Source organism: Alistipes timonensis JC136, assembly GCF_900107675.1.
In the GTDB taxonomy this organism is placed as follows: Bacteria; Bacteroidota; Bacteroidia; order Bacteroidales; family Rikenellaceae; genus Alistipes; species Alistipes timonensis.
Window position 1 is genome coordinate 99,593 of record NZ_FNRI01000005.1, and the last position, 18,961, is coordinate 118,553.

The window sequence follows — 18,961 nt, forward strand, 5'->3', positions numbered from 1 at the left end:
AGTTGCGCTGCCGGAAAGAAAAAGAAAAAAGAGACGGCCGACAGCGTGAAAACAGCGCCGAAAGCCACCGCATACGACAAGCTTTTCAAAGGCAAGAAAGGGGTCGTCCACAAAAAGGGCGTCATGACCGTTCATAAGGTAGAGGACAAAATTTATCTGGAAGTGCCTGTCGGCATTTTCGGGCGCGATTTGCTGGTGGACACCCACATCGACCGCACGAGCGATGTCGGACTGCTGGCCCCGGGGCAGAAAGCCGCTCCCAGCCAACGGCTGCGGATCGACCGGACCGACTCGCTGGTATTATTCCGCAAGCCTGCCTACAACGTCTATGCAAAAGGCGACGACGCCAATGTCGAAAGCGCACTGCGTGCTTCACGGATCGGCCCCATCGTCAAAACGTTCCCCATCGCCGCCGTCAACAACGACAGCACGGCGGTCGTGTTCAACGCCACCTCCTATTTCCAAGGAAGCAACAACGATATCGTCAACCTGCGAGGCGTTCCCGTGGGAGAGGGTCTTTTCATTTATGAAAACGCACATATCGCCGACCGGTCGCAGATCGACGGCGTGGAGGCCTTCAACAACAGCATCGCCGTTTCGTCCGAGGTCGGCATCCGGCTGACACTGGCGTTCCCAATGGGCATCCTGGATGAAAAGCCGGAGACATCGGCCGGCATCGTCACCTCGCTGACCCTGCTGCCGGACGAAAAGATGAAGGTCCGGAAAGCCGATCCGCGGATCGGAACCTCGTATGTCCGTTACACCTCCTTCAGCGACAAAGGCAGCAAAGAGGGCTATTTCGCCGGGCGGTGGAAACTGGAAGCGAAAGAGCCCGAAAAAATCCGCCGGGGAGAACTCTCCGAACCGGTCAAACCGATCGTGATCTATATCGACACCCTGTTTTCGGAAAATTGGGCCCGGGCGATCCGGACCGGAATCGAGAAATGGAACCCGGTGCTGGAACAGGCGGGATTCGAACGGGCGATCCGGGTGGAACGCTATCCGTCCGACAGCGCTTTCCGGGCAGACGACCCGCTGATCAGCCGCGTCGTCTATTCGGCATCTACCGGAAACACCGTCACGCTGAACCGGCTGCCCGATCCGCGCACGGGTGAGATCATGAGTGTTTCACTGACCGTACCGCGTGATTTTGCCGAAAGCGCCCGCAAGGAGGCCGTCTATACTATCGCCAACACCGACCGCCGTTATGCAGGCTACTATCTGTCCGACGAAGCGGTTTGTGAAGTGCTGACCGCAAAGGTCATGCAGCGAATGGCGGCAGCCCTGGGCCTGGCCCCCAACCTGGCCGGCAGCATGGCCTACTCCCCGGAACAGCTGCGCGATCCGGCCTTTACCCGAAAATACGGCTTCACGGCATCCGTCACCGACGATGTGCTGTTCAACTATGCGGCACGCCCCGGCGACCGGGAGCGCGGCGTGGCAACGATCATCGACAAGCCCGGTATCTACGACGAGTTCGCCGTCAAATGGCTGTACACGCCTTTGGAAAGCGATGAAAAAGAGACGCTGGACAAGTGGCTCGCCGAAAAGGCCGGCGACCCCCGCTTTTTCTACGGCAAACAGAGCGGAATATCGTTCGCCCTCGATCCCCGGGCGCAAAAAGGCGACCTGGGCAGCGACATAACCGTTTCGATGGCGCAAAATATCGAAAACCTGAAGTTCATCATCGCCAATGCTCCCGGATGGCTCAAAGACGACAGCATTCCCGAATCCTACAAGGACCTGTTCCCGGATTTCGTATTCCTGAAAATATACGACTACGTGCGCTATCTGTCCGGCTATATCGGCGGAATTTACCAGAACGAGCCCCACGCAGACAATATGCAGCCGGCCAACATCCCGGTTCCGGCACACGTGCAGAAGCAAGCCCTGAAAGCGGTGCTCGAACTGTGCGAAGATTTATCCTGGATGGATGCCAATCGTGAGTTCATGTATCTGGGAGGCCCGAACAGCACGCTTTCTGCATTAGCCTATACGAGCATGCCGATCATGCAAATCATGAACCGTGTCGCCCGGATGGCCCTCAGCGTCGAAAAATCGGAGGCCCCCTATACGCAGGAAGAGGCGCTCAACGATATCGCAACGTTCATTTTCAAAGATGTCCGGAAGGGAAAAGCATTGACCCCCGCCCGCATGACTTACGCAGGACAATACATTGCGTTCTTGCTCAACGGATCGCCCGTGCTGAAAGCGAATCTGAAAAAGGCGAAAAGCAATGGCAAGTCGCTTGCCGACGAGGCTGTCGATCCGTTCTCCGAATGGGAAGAAAGCAACCGCCGGATCGCCTCGATCCGTTACGCTGCCGGTTCCGCATCCGGACTGCTCCCGGACGACCTGACCGAAACTGGCGTCACGACGCAGGCCATGCAACCGACGACGACGATCTATTACTACTTTCCGAAAAACACGGAACCCGTCTATTTCGGGAAAATGAAAGATGCCCGCAGAGACATACAACGGGCAATCGGCAATTGCAATAATGCAATGGACCGCGGCGCCCTGAAATATTATCTCTCCCTGATCGACATGGCGCTGACCGGGAAATAAAGAGACCCAAAACTATCCATTAAAAAAAGAAGACTTACCCGAAAGGTAAGTCTTCTTTTCGATTTTCCGGTCAGAAGCGGTACCGCGCTCCGACCAACAAGCTGCCCGAGGTTCCGATACCCGCTTCGGCATAAGCCGCGATACGTCCGCCGACCTCGACGCCGACGGGCGACACCTGAAAGGCGAAAAGCGTGGATTTGTCGCTCTGTCCCCCGATCTTGGCCTTGGAGAACGAAGCGCCCGCACCCACCCGCGTATAGAACGACACGATCTTCAGGTTCAGCCAGTTCCACTTTACATTGGGCATCAGCGTCCAGTAGCGGTTTTTGATCTCCGAACCGGTCTTCTTGATCTCCTGCGTGTTCGAGGAGTAGGCGACCTGTGCGCCGATGCGCAGACTGCCGATCACCCGGAAGCTGTAACCCACGGTGACGGTGCCCCACCCCGTAAGGTCGGTGTCGGAGCCTGCGATGACCCCGGTCAGGATGTTGCTGTACGAATCTATCCAGTCCGTCACAGGCGCAACGCCGTAAGAGACGGAAACCTCGCTGCGACGCGATCCCTGGGCCGCGGCGGGCACGGCCGTGGCCAAAATAACGGCGGCCATCAGCAATTTTTTGATCATAATTTTCTGGTTTAAGGGTTTACAGCCGTAAATATAGCAAAAACCGCGCTGCAAAAAAACGGGAGGACCTTCGAAAAAAGTCCTCCCGATAGACGGATTCGCATCCGTGGTTTCTAATTCTCCTGCTCGACGGCCTTGAACAGCGCGACATCCTCCGTCGTGGAGTTCATCACGTAGGTATAGGCCTCCGCGATCTTCGACTCGGCGAGCTTGCAGAAGACGCGCGCCGAAGCAACGTACTCCTCCGCCTGGCCGGCCTGACGGGCCAACAGGTAGGTGATGATGATGTATCCGGCGGTCTCCACCAGGCGGCGGGCATGGAAATCCTTGAACCCGCAGACCTCCTTGTCCCCGGCCTCGACACGAGCCTGCATCTCCGTGAACTTCACGGTCAGCTCCTTGAGTTTCGTGACCACGGGGCACATCGCCTCCGAATAGCTCTCGGCGGCATAGCGCTCGATCTGCTCCATGAACGTACCTTTCGTCACGGCGTTGATAGCCGCCACGACCTGCAGCTGCGAGGTGCCCTCGTAGATGTTCATGATACGGGCGTCGCGGTAGAGCCGCTCGCAGGGATAGTCCTTCATGAAGCCCGAACCGCCGTGGATCTGGACGGCGTCATAGGCCAGCTGGTTGGCATACTCCGACGAGAAGAGTTTCACCAGCGGGGTGAAGCCGTCCGCAAGGCGGTTATAGAACTTCATCTCCTGACGCTCCTCGGCTTCGAGCGAACGCTCGTGAGAGATATGGCCGTACTGCTTGTAGACCTCGACGAAACGCGCGGTTTCGTACAGCAGCGCGCGCACGCCCTGCACCTTGGCCTTCATGTTCGAAAGCATCTCCGACACGGCGGCGAACTGGATGATCGGCTTGCCGAACTGGGCGCGCTCGTGGGCATATTTCAGGGCCTCGCGGTAAGCGGCCTCGCACGTACCCACCGACTGGGCGCCGATACCCAGACGGGCGGCGTTCATCAGCGACATCACATATTTGATAAGACCCATCTTCCGGTCGCCGACCAACTGTGCCGGGGCGTTCGTGAAGACCAGCTCGCACGTCGGCGAACCCTTGATACCGAGTTTGTTCTCGATACGGCGCACCTTCACGCCGCCGTCGCGCTTGTCATAGACCAGCATCGACAAGCCGCGGGCGTCGGTCGTACCCTCTTCGGTACGCGCCAGCACGAGCGAAACCTCGCCGTCGCCGTTGGTGATGAAGCGCTTCACGCCGTTCAGCAGCCAGGTCTGCTTCTCCTCCGACCACGTAGCTTTGAGCATCACGGCTCCGAGGTCCGAACCGGCATCGGGCTCCGTGAGGTCCATGGCGCACGTCGCGCCCGCCGAAACCCACGGCAGGTATTTCTGTTTGATCTCCTCCGAAGCGAACTCATTGAGCGTCTCGGCGCAGTCCTGCAGTCCCCAGATGTTCTCGAAACTGGCGTCGGCGCGTGCGACCATCTCGTTGGCCATCACGAAGCAGATCAGCGGGAAGTTCAGTCCGTCGTACTTGCGGGGAAGCGTCATGCCGCTCAGGCCCGCATCGACGACGGCCTTCATGTTGACGACCGTACCCGAAGCATACTCCACATGGTCGTTGACCACGCGCGGACCCTCGTGGTCGACCCCCTCGGCATTGGGGGCGATTACATCGCCGCAAACCTCGCCGGCAATCTCCAGCACGCGGCGGTAGTTGTCCATCGCGTCTTCGAAATCCTGCGGCGCATAGTCGTAGAGGTCTTTCTCCGCGAAACCGCGCTCCTTCAGCTCCACGATCTTGCGCATCAGCGGATGCTGGAGGTGGAACTGCAAATCCTTATTATCTGAAAAGAAATTAGCCATTACTTCGAGTTTTGTTTGTAGTACTTGATCATCTTGGGGATAATTTCGTTGACATCGCCCGTGATGGCGTAGTCGGCGATCTTGTTGATCGGAGCCTCGGGATCGTTATTGATCGAAATCACCATCGACGACTGGTCCATGCCGGCCGTGTGCTGGATCTGACCCGAAATGCCGCAGGCGATGTAGAGTTTCGGACGCACCGTGACACCCGTCTGGCCTACCTGGCGCGCATGCTCCGTGAAGCCCGCGTCGACAGCGGCGCGGCTGGCGCCCACTTCACCGCCCAGTACGTCGGCCAGGTCGTGCACCAGCTTGAAGTTCTCCTTCGAACCCATGCCGTAACCGCCGGCAACGAGGATGCTCGCACCTTTGATGTCGATCTTACGCTCCTCGATCTGGCGGTCGATGATCTTCACCACGAGGTCCGTGTCCTTGACGAATTTCTTCCAGTCGATCGGCTTCACCTCGCCGGCGCCCGGTTTGGCGGCGTACTCCTTGCGCATCACGCCCTCGCGGACGGTCGCCATTTGGGGACGGTGGTCGGGGTTGACGATCGTAGCGATGATATTACCGCCGAAAGCGGGACGGATCTGGTAAAGGAGGTCCTTATACTCCTTGCCCGTCTTGGGGTCCTTGTGGTCGCCGATCTCCAGCTGCGTGCAGTCGGCCGTCAGGCCGCTGTGCAGCGCCGACGACACACGGGGTGCGAAGTCGCGGCCCACGGGCGTAGCGCCGAAGAGCGCGATCTGGGGTTTCTCCTGCTCGATCAGTCCGCACAGCACGGCCGTGTGGGGCAGCGTGCGGAACGGCGCGAAGAGTTCGTCATCGGCAACCCAGACCGTATCGGTTCCGTATTTGGCCAGCTCGGCGGCGATGTCCGCAAGTTTGTGGCCCAGCACGACGGCCTCGAGTTTCACCCCGAGACGGGTGGCCAGTTCACGACCCTTGGTCAGCAGTTCGAGGCTCACGTCGGCGACCTTGCCGCCCTCCGTCTCGATATATACGAATATGTTGTTCATCTCCGAAGCGTATTAACCGAGCGTATGGCTCGCAATAAGTTCAACCATCAGTGAATTGATATCCTCGTCGGCAGCCGTTAACCGCTTGGCCTCCTTGGCGGCGAAAACCACGTTCTCGATCTTCTTGACCTTCGTGGGCGAACCCGTAAGGCCGAGCTGTTCGGGATCGGGATTGACATCGGCAGCGGCCCACTCCACGATCTGCAGATACTCCTTCGCAGCGGCGCGCTGTGCGGCGGGCGATTCGGGAGCCGCGGCGATCTCGGAACCGGCCAGGGCGCCCTTGTACTTCATCACCCGCTTGGCGTTGCGCGGACGGCACTCGGCGGCCGAAGCGTTGACCGTCACCACGGCGGGGATCGGACACTCGACAACCTCGGTGCCATGTTCCAGACGGCGTTTCACGACCAGCGCCCCCGCCTTGACCTCGACGATCTCCTCGGCATAGGTCACCTGCGGAAGGCCGAGTTTCTCGGCAACCTGCGGACCCACCTGCGCGGTGTCGCCGTCGATGGCCTGACGGCCTGCGAAGATCACGTCGGGCGCGATCTTCTTCAGGGCGCACGAAAGGGCATAGGAGGTAGCCAGCGTATCCGAGCCGGCGAACTCGCGGCCCGAAAGCAGGTAACCGCCGTCGGCGCCGCGGAACATCGCGTCGCGGATGATGTCGGCGGCACGCTGCGGACCCATCGTAAGGATATGGACCGTGGAGCCCTCGACGCGGTCTTTCAGCCGCAGGGCAGCCTCCAGTGCATTGAGGTCCTCGGGATTGAAGATGGCCGGGAGCGCCGCGCGGTTGACCGTCCCTTCGGGAGTCATCGCGTCCTTGCCCACGTTGCGGGTGTCGGGCACCTGCTTGGCCAAAACAAGAATTTTGAGGTTTTGTTGTTGCATATAAGTTAAGTGGTTATATATTGATATCCTTTTCCTGTTACCGCTGTTATCGCAAACGGGCTGTCAACCCGGATTTCGACCGGAATGCGGACGGACGGCAGCGCAAAACCAACTTCGGATACGTCACCATCCAAGCGCCGCCCCTAAAAACCCGTTCTTAACGGGTGATGGTTTCGCCGCGGTCGGGACCTACCGAGATGATCTTCACGGGAACGCCCGTCTGACGCTCGATGAACTCCACGTAGCGCTTGAACGCCTCGGGGAACTCCTCGTAACTGCCGTACTTGCGCAGGTCGCATTTCCAGCCCTCGAACTCGGTGTAGACCGGTTTGAGTTCTCCGTCGATCTCGTAGGGGAACTCCGAAGTGGTCCGGCCGCCGATCTCGTAGGCCGTGGCCACTTTGATCGTCTCGAAATCGTTCATCACGTCGGATTTCATCATGATAAGCTGCGTCACGCCGTTGATCATGATCGAGTATTTCAGGGCTACCATGTCCAGCCATCCGCAGCGGCGGCGGCGGCCCGTGACGGCGCCGAACTCGTGGCCGATATCGCACAGCCGTTCGCCCGTCTCGTCGAACAGTTCCGTGGGGAACGGACCGCTGCCAACGCGCGTGCAATAAGCTTTGAAGATGCCGTACACCTCACCGATACGGTTCGGGGCGATGCCCAGCCCGGTGCAGACGCCCGCACAGACCGTATTCGAGGAGGTCACGAACGGATAGGAGCCGAAATCCACGTCGAGCAGCGTTCCCTGTGCACCTTCGGCCAAGATCGACTTGTCCTGCGCGAGGCAGTCGTTGACGAAATATTCGCTGTCGATGATGTGGAAACGGCGGAGGTATTTCACCGCCTCGAACCACTGCTTCTCCAGTTCGGTGATGTCGTATTGGTAATCGAGGCTTTTCAGGATTTTCTCGTGACGCGCCTTGGCGGCAGCGTAGATACTTTCGAAATCGGGGCTCAGCAAATCGCCGACACGCATGCCGTTGCGGCTCACCTTGTCCGTATAGGTCGGGCCGATGCCCTTGCCCGTGGTGCCGATCTTGGCGCTGCCCTTGGCCGCCTCGTAGGCCGCATCGAGGATGCGGTGCGTGGGCAGGATCAGGTGGGCTTTCTTCGAAATGCAGAGCTGGCGGGTCAGGTCGTGGCCGCTGGCGGCCAGCGCTTCGGCCTCATCACGGAAAAGGATGGCGTCGATCACCACCCCGTTGCCGATGATATTGGTCTTGCCACCCTGGAAAATGCCCGAAGGTATCGAGCGGAGCACGTATTTCTCGCCGTTGAATTCCAGCGTATGACCGGCATTGGGACCGCCCTGGAAACGGGCTACCACCTCATAGCGGGGCGTCAGCACGTCCACAACCTTCCCTTTGCCCTCGTCACCCCACTGCAGGCCGAGGATCACGTCAACTTTTTTCATTGTATCCGGTATCTAATTTATACTTGCAAAAGACATTTTTTGCATCCAAAGGTACAAATTATTATCCGAATAGCCCAAGCTGAGCGGCGGACTTTTCAACAAATTATAAAGAAATCAGGAGGAGCGGAGGAAAGAAAGCAAGGCGCCGCCCCGCCCATTAAGCGGGCAGGCGGCCGGTCAGAGAGCGGCGAGACAGCACTTACGCCCCTAAAACCCACCTCTTAGGCGGGCGTCATTGCGAGGAGCCGCATGCGGCGCGGCAATCTGACCAGAAATCGTAACCTTGCAACGTTTACATCGGATTGCCACGGCATCTGCAATGCCTCGCAATGACGGCAAAGCGCAGAACCGGACGACAAACGTCCCGAAGTTACTGCCGCGCCTGAATCCCGCTTCTTACTCAGGTTGGATAACGGTCTGTCCGTCGAAGGAGATGCTCTGCGACGCGCGGCAGTAGACCGTCGTCAGGTCGGGATTGCTGCGCACGTCGGCCTGCAGATTGGCGTCGCACGAAGCCACGTCGAGCGTCGTGAGGGCATTCCTCCGGCAGTCGAGCGTCAGCAGCGAAGCGGCCGAATGCAGATCGAGGCGCGGCAGGCCGTTGCCGCTGCAATCCATCCACACCAATCCCCGCACGCCGTCGAGATCGAGCGATGCGAGATCGTTGTCCGAGCAGTCGAGCCGTTCGAGGTAGGTGCAGGCCGTGAGGTCCAACTGCGTGAGCTCGTTGCCCGAGCAGTCGAGCTCCCGCAGGTTGAAGAACTCCCGGATGTCGGTCAGCGACCCGATGCCCAGCCCGGGGCACGACATGCGCCGGACACGCTGCGCCTCGTAGCGCGAAATACGCCCGTCGCCGCTCGTGTCGAACTTTTCGAGGCAGTAAGCCTCGAACGCCTTGTCGTAGAATTTGATGTAGATGTATTTGTTATCCTCGTCGCGCCCGTCTTCGGCAAGGCCACAGGCCGTGCAGAACAGAAGCAGCAGAGCAGGAAGGGCGCGCACCATAGGCAGCGTCAAATACTGACGTCGTCGTCATCGGAACGGTCCGTATCCGATGCGTCGTCGTCGCCGCCCTGGATATCGTCGGCTCCTTTGATATCGTCATCGTAATAGTCCTTGTCGTCGTCATCGTGCGAATTGTCGTCGACCTTCACGTCGACTTTCACCATATAGGCGATCTCGTCCGTGTCGTAAGGCACGGCATAGAAAAAGTCGCCGTTGGGTTTGTCGACGCGAATCATGGCGTCGGTGAAGCCCAGGGGGTACTTCGCTTTGACGGCTTCCTGAAGTTCGGGAGTCAGATTATGGAAGCTTGTTACGATATGTTTTTTCACAATAGTCTGGTTTGCCATAAACGGAGTGCTTGGAAATTTTCTGCAATTATAAGCAAAATTTGAATATTGCACCACATCTGCAATTTTTTTTTGCATTTTTTTTGATTTCACGCAGTTTTTACCGGTTGTTAAAGACAAAATATGTAACTTTACACACGTCATTCTTATATTATGGTACGCGAACGAATTGAGGAGCTGCGCCGTCAGCTCGAACTGCATAACTTCAAATATTACGTCGAGAACGCCCCCGAAATTTCGGATTTCGAGTTCGACGCGATGATGCGCGAGCTTCAGGAGTTGGAACGCGCGCATCCCGAATTCGCCGATCCCAATTCCCCGTCGGTGCGGGTCGGAAGCGACCTCACGGCGGAGTTCCAGACCGTGAAGCACCGTTATGCGATGCTTTCGCTGGGTAACACCTACTCGCTGGACGAGCTGCACGAATTCATCGCCCGCATCGAGCGCGAAACCGGACCCACGGACTACGTCTGCGAACTGAAATTCGACGGCACGGCCATCTCGCTCACCTACGAGCACGGACGCCTCCTGCGCGCCGTGACGCGCGGCGACGGTGTGCAGGGCGACGACGTGACGGCCAACGTGCGCACGGTGCGCACGGTTCCCCTGCGCCTGCGGGGCACGGGATGGCCCGACTATTTCGAGATCCGGGGCGAGATACTGATGCCCTACGCCTCGTTCGACCGCCTCAACGCCGAGCGCGAGGCCAACGGCGAGCAGCTCTTCGCCAACCCCCGCAACGCCGCCGCCGGGACGCTCAAACAGCAGTCGTCGGCCGTAGTGGCCAAACGCGGACTGGACTGCACGCTCTACCAGCTGGCGGGCGACGACCTGCCTTTCACGACCCACTGGGAGAGTCTCGAAAAGGCCCGCGAATGGGGCTTCAAAGTCTCGGATGCGGCGCGCATCTGCCGCAGCGCCGCGGAGATCGACGCCTTCATCGAACATTGGGACACGGCGCGGCGCGAACTGCCCTTCCCGACGGACGGCGTGGTGATAAAGGTCGACGACTTCGCCGTGCGGCGTCAGCTGGGATTCACGGCCAAGGCCCCGAAATGGGCCGTGGCTTATAAGTTCAAAGCCGAGCAGGCCATGACGCGCCTCGACAGCGTGTCGTTCCAGGTGGGACGCACGGGGGCCGTGACGCCCGTGGCCAACCTCGAACCGGTGCTGCTCGCCGGAACCACCGTGCGGCGCGCCACGCTGCACAACGCCGAGCAGATGGCCCTGCTGGACATCCGCCCGGGCGATATGGTCTACGTCGAAAAGGGCGGCGAGATCATCCCGAAGATCATCGGCGTGGACCTCTCGCAGCGTCCCGCCGACAGCCGGCCGTTCGAGTACATCACCGTCTGCCCCGAATGCGGCACGCCGCTGGTGCGCTACGAGGGCGAAGCGAAACACTACTGTCCCAACCAGGGCGGATGCCGGCCCCAGATCATCGGCCGCATCATCCACTTCATCCGCCGCAAAGCCCTCGACATCGAGGGACTGGGCGAGGAGACCGTGGAACTGCTCTATGAGAACGGACTGGTGCGCAACGTGGCGGACCTCTACGACCTGCGCGCCGAACAGCTGGCTCCCCTGCCCCGGCTGGGCGAAAAGTCGGCCGACAACATCATCCGTTCGATCGAACGGTCGAAGCAGGTGCCGTTCCAGCGTGTGCTGTTCGGACTGGGCATCCGCTTCGTGGGCGAGACGACGGCCAAGTACCTCGCCGAGCACTTCCGGTCGCTGGACGCCGTGATGAAGGCCACGCGCGAGGAGCTGGTGGAAGCCGACGAGGTGGGCGGACGCATCGCCGACGCCATCATCGAGTACTTCGCCGAGGACGAGAACCTGCAAATCATCCGCCGCCTGCGCGACGCGGGAGTGCAGTTCGAAGCCGAGGCGCGCGAACTGGCCTCGGAGAACCTCGCGGGCAGGACGTTCGTGGTATCCGGAAAATTCTCGCGCAGCCGCGACGAGATGAAGGAGCTGATCGAACTGCACGGAGGCAAGAACCTCGCGGCGGTGTCGGGCAACGTCGACTACATCGTCGCGGGTGAGAACATGGGTCCGGCGAAGCTGAAGAAGGCCGAGAAACTGGGCGTGAAGATCATCTCCGAGGAGGAGTTCTTCGCCATGATCGAAGGCGGAGGCCCGGTGGAAAAGGCCGCACAACAGGAATTGTTCTGACAGGCGCAAGACGCCTGCTTTGAGGACTGACGCAAAACGACAACAGATAAAACGACAATCAGAGACATTATGCTACGACACAAACTTTCCGGCGTGGGCGCCGCGATGATAACCCCCTTCACGGCCGACGGCCGTGTCGACTACAAGGCGCTGGCCCGCATGATCGACTACGTGATCGAAGGCGGCGTGGACTACATCGTCGCCCTGGGCACCACGGCCGAAACCCCGACCCTCTACATGCCCGAGCGCGCCGTGATCGCCATGTTCATCACCAACCACATCGCCGGCCGCGTGCCGCTGGTGATGGGCTGCGGCGGCAACTCCACGTCGGAGGTGCTGGACCAGCTGCGCGAATTCGACCTGCGCGGCGCCGACGCCATCCTCAGCGTGACGCCCTATTACAACAAACCGTCGCAGGAGGGTCTGTACCAGCATTTCCGCACCGTGTCGGAGCATTCGCCCCTGCCGGTGATCCTCTATAACATCCCCGGCCGCACGGGCGTCAACATGACCGCCGAAACCACGCTGCGCATCGCCCGCGATTTTAAAAACGTCATCGGCGTCAAAGAGGCTTCGGGCGACATCGAGCAGATGCAGCGCATCCTCGACAACCGTCCCGAGGGTTTTCTCGTGCTGTCGGGCGACGACGGCATCACCATTCCCCTGATGCGGCGCGGCGGCGACGGAGTGATCTCGGTGGTGGCCAACGCCTTTCCCAAGTGCTTTATGGGCTGCGTGAACCACGCCAAGGCGGGCGATTTCGACACCGCCGAACGCGAATACGCCCGGTTGGACGAAGTGGTCCGGGCTCTCTTCGAAGAGGGCAACCCCGTAGGCGTGAAATGCGCCCTTTCGGTGATGGGACGCATCGGCGACACGATGCGTCTGCCCCTGGTAGCCGGCTCGGCGGCGCTCCGCGAAAAATTCCGAAAATTGATCGACGAATACGATTTGCGCTAAATCCGCGTTCGTACCAGAAACGACCGATATGAAACGACTGCTGCTTCTGCTGCTCCTGATCCCGGCGCTGGCCGCCGCCAAAGTCCCCGACGAAGACAACATCGTCGACCGGACGATGGACTCGGAGTCGCCCTTTTACTACCCGGCGCTGATGCTGCGTTACAATGCGGGCGACGCGACGCTGACCGACGAGGATTACCACTACCTCTACTACGGGTACGCCTATCAGGACGACTACAAGCCGCTGGCCGCGAATCCCGATCTCGACAAGATGCTGATGCTGGTCTCGGTCCTCGACCCCGAGAAACCCGACGTGGCGACGCTCGAGTCGATGATCTCGACAGGCACCGACGCCCTGAAGCGCGATCCTTTCAGTCCCAAAATCCTCAACCTGATGTCGTTCGCTTACGGAGGGCTGGGTGACAAGGCGCGCGAGAAAGCCTACTCGGACCGCATGAACGGCGTGATCCGTGCGATCCTCGCCTCGGGCGACGGCTTCACGCAGAAAACCCCGCGCCATGTGCTGATGTTCGAACATGCGCTCGACGTGCTGGCCGCCGAAGGACTCTCCTACGGCAAGGCGCGCATCATCAGCCGCACGGTGGAGTTCGTGCCTTTGACGGTCCCTTACGTCGTCGAAGGGAAAAAACGCAAGGGATTCTATTTCGACTTCGGCCGCGTCTACTGGAACAAGCCCGAGGGCTACACCTACAAACGCGACCGCACGTGGCAGTTCAACAACCTCAAACCCCGCACCTACAAATGATGCGCCTGCTCCGGCATACGCTCTGCCTGCTCACGCTGGCGACGCTCGCGGCCTGTTCCAAGGAGGAGCCGGGTTACAACCCGCCCGCCCTGGCCGACCGCACCGTCCTGCTCTATATGCCGGGCCAGAGTTTGTCCGCTTATTACAAAAACAACATCCAAGGTATCCACACGGCCGTGACCGACCGGGCGTTGGGCAACGGGCGCATGCTGGTATGCTGGCAGCCCGAAAAGCAGACATCGGCCGTGATGCTGGAAATCTATTACGACCGGAACAAGCGGCGCAGCGAGACGAAAACACTCAAAACCTACGACGATTTCAACGCGGGGTCCGCAGCTGACGTGCAACGGATCTTCGCCGATGCCGCAGAGCTGGCTCCGGCCCAAAACTACGGATTGATTATCGGCTGTCACGGCAAGGCGTGGATTCCCGCAAGCGGCGGCGTACTGCCCTATTCGCTGCGTTCAGCGGAACCGGACGACAGCGTGTGGACAACGGCGCCCGGCGCCAAAACGACCCGTTCGTTCGGCGACACGGGTTACGAGCTGGACATCACGGAGCTGGCCTCAGCGATCGAAACGCAATCGTTCCGCTTCGACTACCTGATCTTCGACGACTGTTTCATGGCCAATATCGAGACGTTGTACGACCTGCGCCGTGCGGTGGATTATATCGTGGCGTCGCCCTGCGAGGTCATGGGCGACGGATTCCCCTATGACCGGATCGTCCCCCACCTGTTCGAAGGAAACGGAGTGCTCAGCAGCCTCGAAAAAGCCTGCTGGGAATTCTGGAACCTCTACGAAAACGATTGGCGGAGTACCATTGCATACGAGCAGTCCGGATGCATTTCGCTGGCCGTCACGGCGCAGCTGGATGCGCTGGCGAAGGAGATGCGCCGTATCAAAGATAAGAAGCAGGCGTTCGACATCGACGCGCTCCAATATTACAAGGGAAACGTCACGAAATTATTCTACGACCTGGAACACTACGTAACGCTGTGCTGCAACGATCAGGGTGTAGTAGATGACTTCAAAGCCCGGATGGAACTGGCATTCCCGGTCTCCAGCCGGCACCATACGGCCTCTTTCTATTCGGCTTACGACCGTAGAAATCACTCAGTAAACTACTATTCGGGCGTCTCGGTCAGCGAGCCCGAACCGTCGGCCAGATACGCCGCCGAAAACCGGCAGACGAACTGGTATCGGGACACGCATTAGCCCCCTCGGGCTTCCCGGTGCATCCCGTCACTCGGACGCATATTTCTTCGGGAGCACGCCGAACTGCTTCTGGAAGCATTTCGCAAAATAGGACGTGGAGCTGAACCCGACCATGTAGCAGACCTCATTGATGTGGTAACGCTTGTCCCGGAGCAGCCGGGCCGCGGTTTTCAGCCGTTCGAGCCGCAGGTAATCGTTCGGGGTCATGTCCAACACGCCCTTGATCTTGCGGTAGAAGCTCGCACGGCTCATGTGCACCATCTCGGCGATGTCGTTGATCTTGAACTCGGGATCGCTGAGGTTGGCCTGGATGATCTCCTGCAGCCGGACGATGAAATCGGTATCCACCGAAGAGGTAGCCATGGTATTGGCCAGCACCAGCGGATTTTTCGAAAAAGCCTCGCTCAACGTCTGCCGGCTCTTGATCAGGTTGGCAATCACCGACAGCAGGTAATCCGACGAAAAAGGTTTCTCGACATAGGCGTCGGCCCCGGCGTCCATGCCCGAAATCTTCGAATGAAGGTTCGTCTTCGCCGACAGCAGGATCAGCGGGATATGGCTGTAACGCAGGTCGGTCTTCACCTGCCGGCAAAACTCGATGCCGTCCATCTTGGGCATCATGATATCGCTGATAATCACATTGACATAATTTTTCTCCAGCAACTCCAGCGCTTCGACGCCGTTCCCGGCCGTCAGCACCGAATAGCTTTCCGACACCTGCCGCCGGATGAAGGCGCACATCTCGGGGTTGTCCTCGACGATCAGGACGCTGTAAGCCTCCCAGCCGAGGTCGCCGCGCTCGTCGGGAATGCTCTCGGAATCCTCCGCCGAGGCGGTCTCCACGGAATCCTCCGCCGCCTGCCGGCAGAGCGGAATGGTCAGGACGAACACGTTCAGCTCCGTGTCTGCGTCCATCGCCAGCGTCCCGCCGTGCAGTTCGGCCAGGGAACGCGACAGCGCCAGTCCGATTCCCGTTCCGGTCGATTCGTCCTTGCGGGCATGGCGGAAGAACGGGGCGAAGATAGGCTCACGCATCTCCGGAGGCACGACCTCGCCGTCGTTGGTGACCGTGACCCGGAACGCATCGTCAACCACCGACAACCCGACGCGGATCATCGTTTCCGAATATTTCAGGGCATTGTTCATCAGGTTGCTCAGAATCTTGATGAAAGCCTCCCGGTCTACCTGCGCATAAATCTCCCCCTCGCCCGGCTCCAGTTCGAAGGTCTTATGCTGCTGCTTGGCCGAGGAGCTGAAACGATAGAACGTCTCTTCGACGATATCCGTCACGTTCTGCCGTGCCAGATTGAGCGACAAGCGCTCCTTCTCGATCTTCTGGAAATCCAACAACTGGTTCGTGAGGTCCAGCAGCCGATTGGTGTTGCGGTCCATGACGATCAGGTCCTCGGCGATGCTCCGGTCCATCGTCTGTTTGCCGAGGATGTTCTCCAACGGGCCCTTGATCAGTGTCAGCGGCGTACGGATCTCGTGCGCAATGTTGGTGAAGAAGCTGATCTTGGCATTATACAGCTCCCGTTCCTTCTCGCGCTCGAAAGCCTGGATGTGCTGCTGCTGGCGGCGAACGTTGCGGCGCGTATGGTAAATCCGGATCAGCACGAGCGCACCCAGCGCAAGCAGTCCGTAGACGACATAGGCCGTCACGGAGAGGTAGAACGGCGGCGAAACCTCGATGAAAAGCCGTTTCTCAGGCTCCGCGCCGGCATTGCCCGAACCGGCCGGGAGGCGTACCCGGAAGTTGTATTTGCCGTAAGGGATTTTCGAATAGGTGATCGTGGCGCTCCCGGGCGTATATTGCCGCCACTTGTCGTCGAAGCCTTCGAGTTTATAGAGCAGGCGGTTGGTCTGCGGCTCACGGTAGCTCAGGGCAGCGATTTGCAGCGTCAGGGAGTTCTGGTTGTGCTTCAGGCGGATCGAATCCGAGCAGATGATGCTCCTGCGCAGCGGGGAGTTCCGGCCTCCGACCAGGACCTTCTCGTCCAACAGCGAAAAATCGGTGATGTAGATAGGCGGCACGTAATCGGTCTTACGCCCGAGGAGCGTCTCGGGGTTGAAGGAGATCAATCCCTCGATACAACCGAAATAGATGGTTCCGTCCGGGGATTTATACCCTGACTTATAGTTGAACTGGTTGCTCAACAAGCGGTCGGTCACGGTGTAGACCTGCCGGACACTGCCCGCCCGGGGATCGAACAGCGCCAACCCCCGGTCGGTCGTGATCCAGAAGAAACCCTGGTCGTCCTCGATGATCTGGAAAACAACGTCACTGGGCATTCCGTTGAAGGTGCTGTAACGGACGAATTTATTTCCGGCCGGGTCGAAACGGCAGAAGCCCGAACCTTCGGTGGTGAGCCATATCCGGCGGTTGCTGTCTTCGAAAACGCTCGTAACGTTGTCGTAGGGAAGCGAATTCGGATCGTCGCCGTCGTGCAAGAACTGCGTCCAGGCATCATTGCGCGCATCGTAGCGGTAAACGCCGTTGGAGGAGGTGCCCACCCACAGATTCCCGTCCGAATCCTCCCGGATATCGTGGACCATCTTGCCGCCGTTGATCTCCGGAACGTGCAGGAATCGGTCCGTCTCGCGGTTGTAATACTGAAGGCCGTGCATGGTTCCCACGTAGATACGCCCGCCGTTGGTCTTGTAGAGCGCGAAAACATAGTTGCTGAACAGCCGCCCCGGCTTGTTGTCGTTGTCGTATTTGCGGATACGGCCCGTCCGGGTGTCGATCACCCAGATACCTTTCGCAAAGGTGCTCACCCAGAGGTCGTCCCCGTCCATCAGCAGTCCGTGGACGTTGGTGAACTCCCGGCTCGGGGAGAAAAAGCGGAACGAGCCGTTTGCGGGATCGAACGTATAGAGTCCGGCATCCTCCGTGCCTATCCAGAGCCGCCCGTCACTGCCCGGACAGATTTCCCGCACGCGGCGGCCCCGGAGGCTGTGCGGATCGTCGGTGTGGTAATATTTTTCGAAATCGGAATTCCGCTGGGGCAGGTAATTGATGCCTCCGAAGAACGAGCCGATCCACAACCCGCCCTCGCGATCCTTGCAGAGCGAGTAAACGGCGTTGTCCGAGAGCGAATAAGGGTCGTAAGGAGAACTTTTCAAATGCTGGTAACGCCGGGTGCGAATGTTGTAGACGACGATGCCCGATTCGGTGCCGATCCACAATTCGTCGGGCGAATACGGCAGGATGTGCCGCACGAACAGCGGTGCATCGGGATTGTCCGACAGCCGGAGCCGGGTGACCGTCCCGGCAACGAGGTCCACCTTCGCCACGCCGTGTTCCTCCAGCCCGAGGTACATCTCGTTGTAGTCGCTCAGGCAGATGAAGGAGATGATGTCCTTGGGATAAATCTCCTGCCCGTCGGCATCGAGGAACGGCTTCACGTTTTGGAACAGGTCTTCGGTACAGTAAAGCCCGCCGCCATAGCCGGCGAACCAGATGACACCGTTCTTATCGGAGGCGAGGCTGCGCAGCGGCTTCCGCGGCTTGTAACGGCACTCGACCCCGCGGGTCTGCGGGTCGTAGCAGAAAACGTCGCTGTTCTCCACGACGATCCAGACACGGCCTTCCCGGTCGCAGTCGAGGATCGAAATGGGCTTGGTAATCGGCTTCCCGTCGGCAGCGTAGAGCGGCACACCGGAAAAATTCTCCGTCTCGGGGTCATAGATATAAAGCCCCGAGTCGGTGCCGACCCAAATCCGGTGGTCGTGGTCCTGGACGAGACATTTGATCAGGCTGTTCCCCAGTCCGGTCGTGAGACGGGGATCGTGCATGAAAGTCTTGAACGATTTCCCGTCATAGCGGCATAGGCCGTCCTTCGTGCCGAACCACATGAAGCCCTTGTCATCCTGAATGATCGAGGTAACCGTATTTTGTGACAATCCGTCGTTGATGTCCAGCCGGTCGAAATGGATCGACTGCGCACGGCCCAGAAAAACGCCGCAGCAAAGCACAAAGACAAGCGAGTAGAATTTTCCCATACGAAGTTTTGGTTAGCAGAACAAATATAAGTAATTAAAATCACAAAAAAATATCCCGTAGACACTGAGACAAAAGAGGCAGTCAACGCAATCAATTCACAAACAACACATTACAA

General features: G+C 59.2%; 13 protein-coding genes. 5 read left to right on the forward strand and 8 right to left on the reverse strand.

The window, feature by feature from the left end:
• Positions 1 to 45: 45 nt before the first annotated feature.
• Positions 46 to 2,568, forward strand: coding sequence for a zinc-dependent metalloprotease (locus BLU78_RS08040; RefSeq protein WP_020693246.1), 2,523 nt, complete (start codon positions 46 to 48; stop codon positions 2,566 to 2,568).
• A 70-nt stretch (positions 2,569 to 2,638) separates the two neighbouring features.
• On the opposite strand, the gene BLU78_RS08045 is transcribed toward BLU78_RS08040, so the two are convergent.
• The 7 genes from BLU78_RS08045 to BLU78_RS08075 form a co-directional block, all read right to left on the reverse strand.
• Positions 2,639 to 3,193 (reverse strand): outer membrane beta-barrel protein, encoded by a 555-nt coding sequence (locus tag BLU78_RS08045; RefSeq protein WP_010260303.1) that lies wholly within the window; start codon positions 3,191 to 3,193, stop codon positions 2,639 to 2,641.
• Positions 3,194 to 3,306: 113 nt separating this feature from the next.
• Positions 3,307 to 5,031 carry an acyl-CoA dehydrogenase family protein gene (locus BLU78_RS08050; RefSeq protein ID WP_010260308.1) on the reverse strand — a complete coding sequence of 575 codons (1,725 nt, stop codon included), beginning with the start codon at positions 5,029 to 5,031 and terminating at the stop codon, positions 3,307 to 3,309.
• Positions 5,031 to 6,050, reverse strand: coding sequence for an electron transfer flavoprotein subunit alpha/FixB family protein (locus tag BLU78_RS08055; protein ID WP_010260313.1), 1,020 nt, complete (start codon positions 6,048 to 6,050; stop codon positions 5,031 to 5,033). The genes BLU78_RS08050 and BLU78_RS08055 overlap by 1 nt, the downstream gene beginning before the upstream one ends.
• 12 nt (positions 6,051 to 6,062) lie before the next feature.
• On the reverse strand, positions 6,063 to 6,944 hold the full coding sequence (locus BLU78_RS08060) for an electron transfer flavoprotein subunit beta/FixA family protein (protein WP_176791129.1): 882 nt from the start codon (positions 6,942 to 6,944) through the stop codon (positions 6,063 to 6,065).
• Between the two features lie 157 nt (positions 6,945 to 7,101).
• Positions 7,102 to 8,367 (reverse strand): adenylosuccinate synthase, encoded by a 1,266-nt coding sequence (locus BLU78_RS08065; RefSeq protein ID WP_010260317.1) that lies wholly within the window; start codon positions 8,365 to 8,367, stop codon positions 7,102 to 7,104.
• A gap of 396 nt (positions 8,368 to 8,763) precedes the next feature.
• Positions 8,764 to 9,372: a leucine-rich repeat domain-containing protein gene (locus BLU78_RS08070; protein WP_010260318.1), complete on the reverse strand. Its 609-nt coding sequence runs from the start codon at positions 9,370 to 9,372 to the stop codon at positions 8,764 to 8,766.
• Between the two features lie 8 nt (positions 9,373 to 9,380).
• On the reverse strand, positions 9,381 to 9,701 hold the full coding sequence (locus BLU78_RS08075) for a hypothetical protein (RefSeq protein ID WP_020693241.1): 321 nt from the start codon (positions 9,699 to 9,701) through the stop codon (positions 9,381 to 9,383).
• 171 nt (positions 9,702 to 9,872) lie between these two features.
• Between BLU78_RS08075 and ligA the strand changes: the two genes are divergently transcribed.
• The 4 genes from ligA (at position 9,873) to BLU78_RS08095 (ending at position 14,840) form a co-directional block, all read left to right on the forward strand.
• A complete protein-coding gene (gene ligA / locus BLU78_RS08080; RefSeq protein WP_010260324.1) occupies positions 9,873 to 11,897 on the forward strand; it encodes an NAD-dependent DNA ligase LigA in 2,025 nt (674 codons plus the stop codon).
• 69 nt (positions 11,898 to 11,966) lie between these two features.
• Positions 11,967 to 12,857 (forward strand): 4-hydroxy-tetrahydrodipicolinate synthase, encoded by an 891-nt coding sequence (dapA, locus tag BLU78_RS08085; RefSeq protein WP_026020627.1) that lies wholly within the window; start codon positions 11,967 to 11,969, stop codon positions 12,855 to 12,857.
• A 28-nt stretch (positions 12,858 to 12,885) separates the two neighbouring features.
• Positions 12,886 to 13,623, forward strand: a complete 738-nt coding sequence (locus tag BLU78_RS08090) for a DUF4919 domain-containing protein (RefSeq protein ID WP_010260329.1) — start codon at positions 12,886 to 12,888, stop codon at positions 13,621 to 13,623.
• On the forward strand, positions 13,620 to 14,840 hold the full coding sequence (locus BLU78_RS08095; protein ID WP_026020628.1) for a clostripain-related cysteine peptidase: 1,221 nt from the start codon (positions 13,620 to 13,622) through the stop codon (positions 14,838 to 14,840). The genes BLU78_RS08090 and BLU78_RS08095 overlap by 4 nt, the downstream gene beginning before the upstream one ends.
• Before the next feature lie 27 nt (positions 14,841 to 14,867).
• Here the strand turns inward: BLU78_RS08095 and BLU78_RS08100 are convergent, their stop codons facing one another.
• The gene (locus BLU78_RS08100; protein ID WP_010260334.1) at positions 14,868 to 18,845 is read right to left on the reverse strand and encodes a hybrid sensor histidine kinase/response regulator transcription factor; all 3,978 of its coding nucleotides are present in this window, start codon (positions 18,843 to 18,845) and stop codon (positions 14,868 to 14,870) included.
• Positions 18,846 to 18,961: the final 116 nt, after the last annotated feature.

Coding starts and splice junctions, on each gene's coding strand:
- ligA (WP_010260324.1), top strand. CDS start 9,873: ATGGTACGCGAACGAATTGAGGAGCTGCGCCGTCAGCTCGAACTGCAT.
- BLU78_RS08055 (WP_010260313.1), bottom strand. CDS start 6,050: ATGAACAACATATTCGTATATATCGAGACGGAGGGCGGCAAGGTCGCC.
- BLU78_RS08045 (WP_010260303.1), bottom strand. CDS start 3,193: ATGATCAAAAAATTGCTGATGGCCGCCGTTATTTTGGCCACGGCCGTG.
- BLU78_RS08090 (WP_010260329.1), top strand. CDS start 12,886: ATGAAACGACTGCTGCTTCTGCTGCTCCTGATCCCGGCGCTGGCCGCC.
- BLU78_RS08095 (WP_026020628.1), top strand. CDS start 13,620: ATGATGCGCCTGCTCCGGCATACGCTCTGCCTGCTCACGCTGGCGACG.
- BLU78_RS08050 (WP_010260308.1), bottom strand. CDS start 5,031: ATGGCTAATTTCTTTTCAGATAATAAGGATTTGCAGTTCCACCTCCAG.
- BLU78_RS08100 (WP_010260334.1), bottom strand. CDS start 18,845: ATGGGAAAATTCTACTCGCTTGTCTTTGTGCTTTGCTGCGGCGTTTTT.
- BLU78_RS08060 (WP_176791129.1), bottom strand. CDS start 6,944: ATGCAACAACAAAACCTCAAAATTCTTGTTTTGGCCAAGCAGGTGCCC.
- BLU78_RS08070 (WP_010260318.1), bottom strand. CDS start 9,372: ATGGTGCGCGCCCTTCCTGCTCTGCTGCTTCTGTTCTGCACGGCCTGT.
- dapA (WP_026020627.1), top strand. CDS start 11,967: ATGCTACGACACAAACTTTCCGGCGTGGGCGCCGCGATGATAACCCCC.
- BLU78_RS08065 (WP_010260317.1), bottom strand. CDS start 8,367: ATGAAAAAAGTTGACGTGATCCTCGGCCTGCAGTGGGGTGACGAGGGC.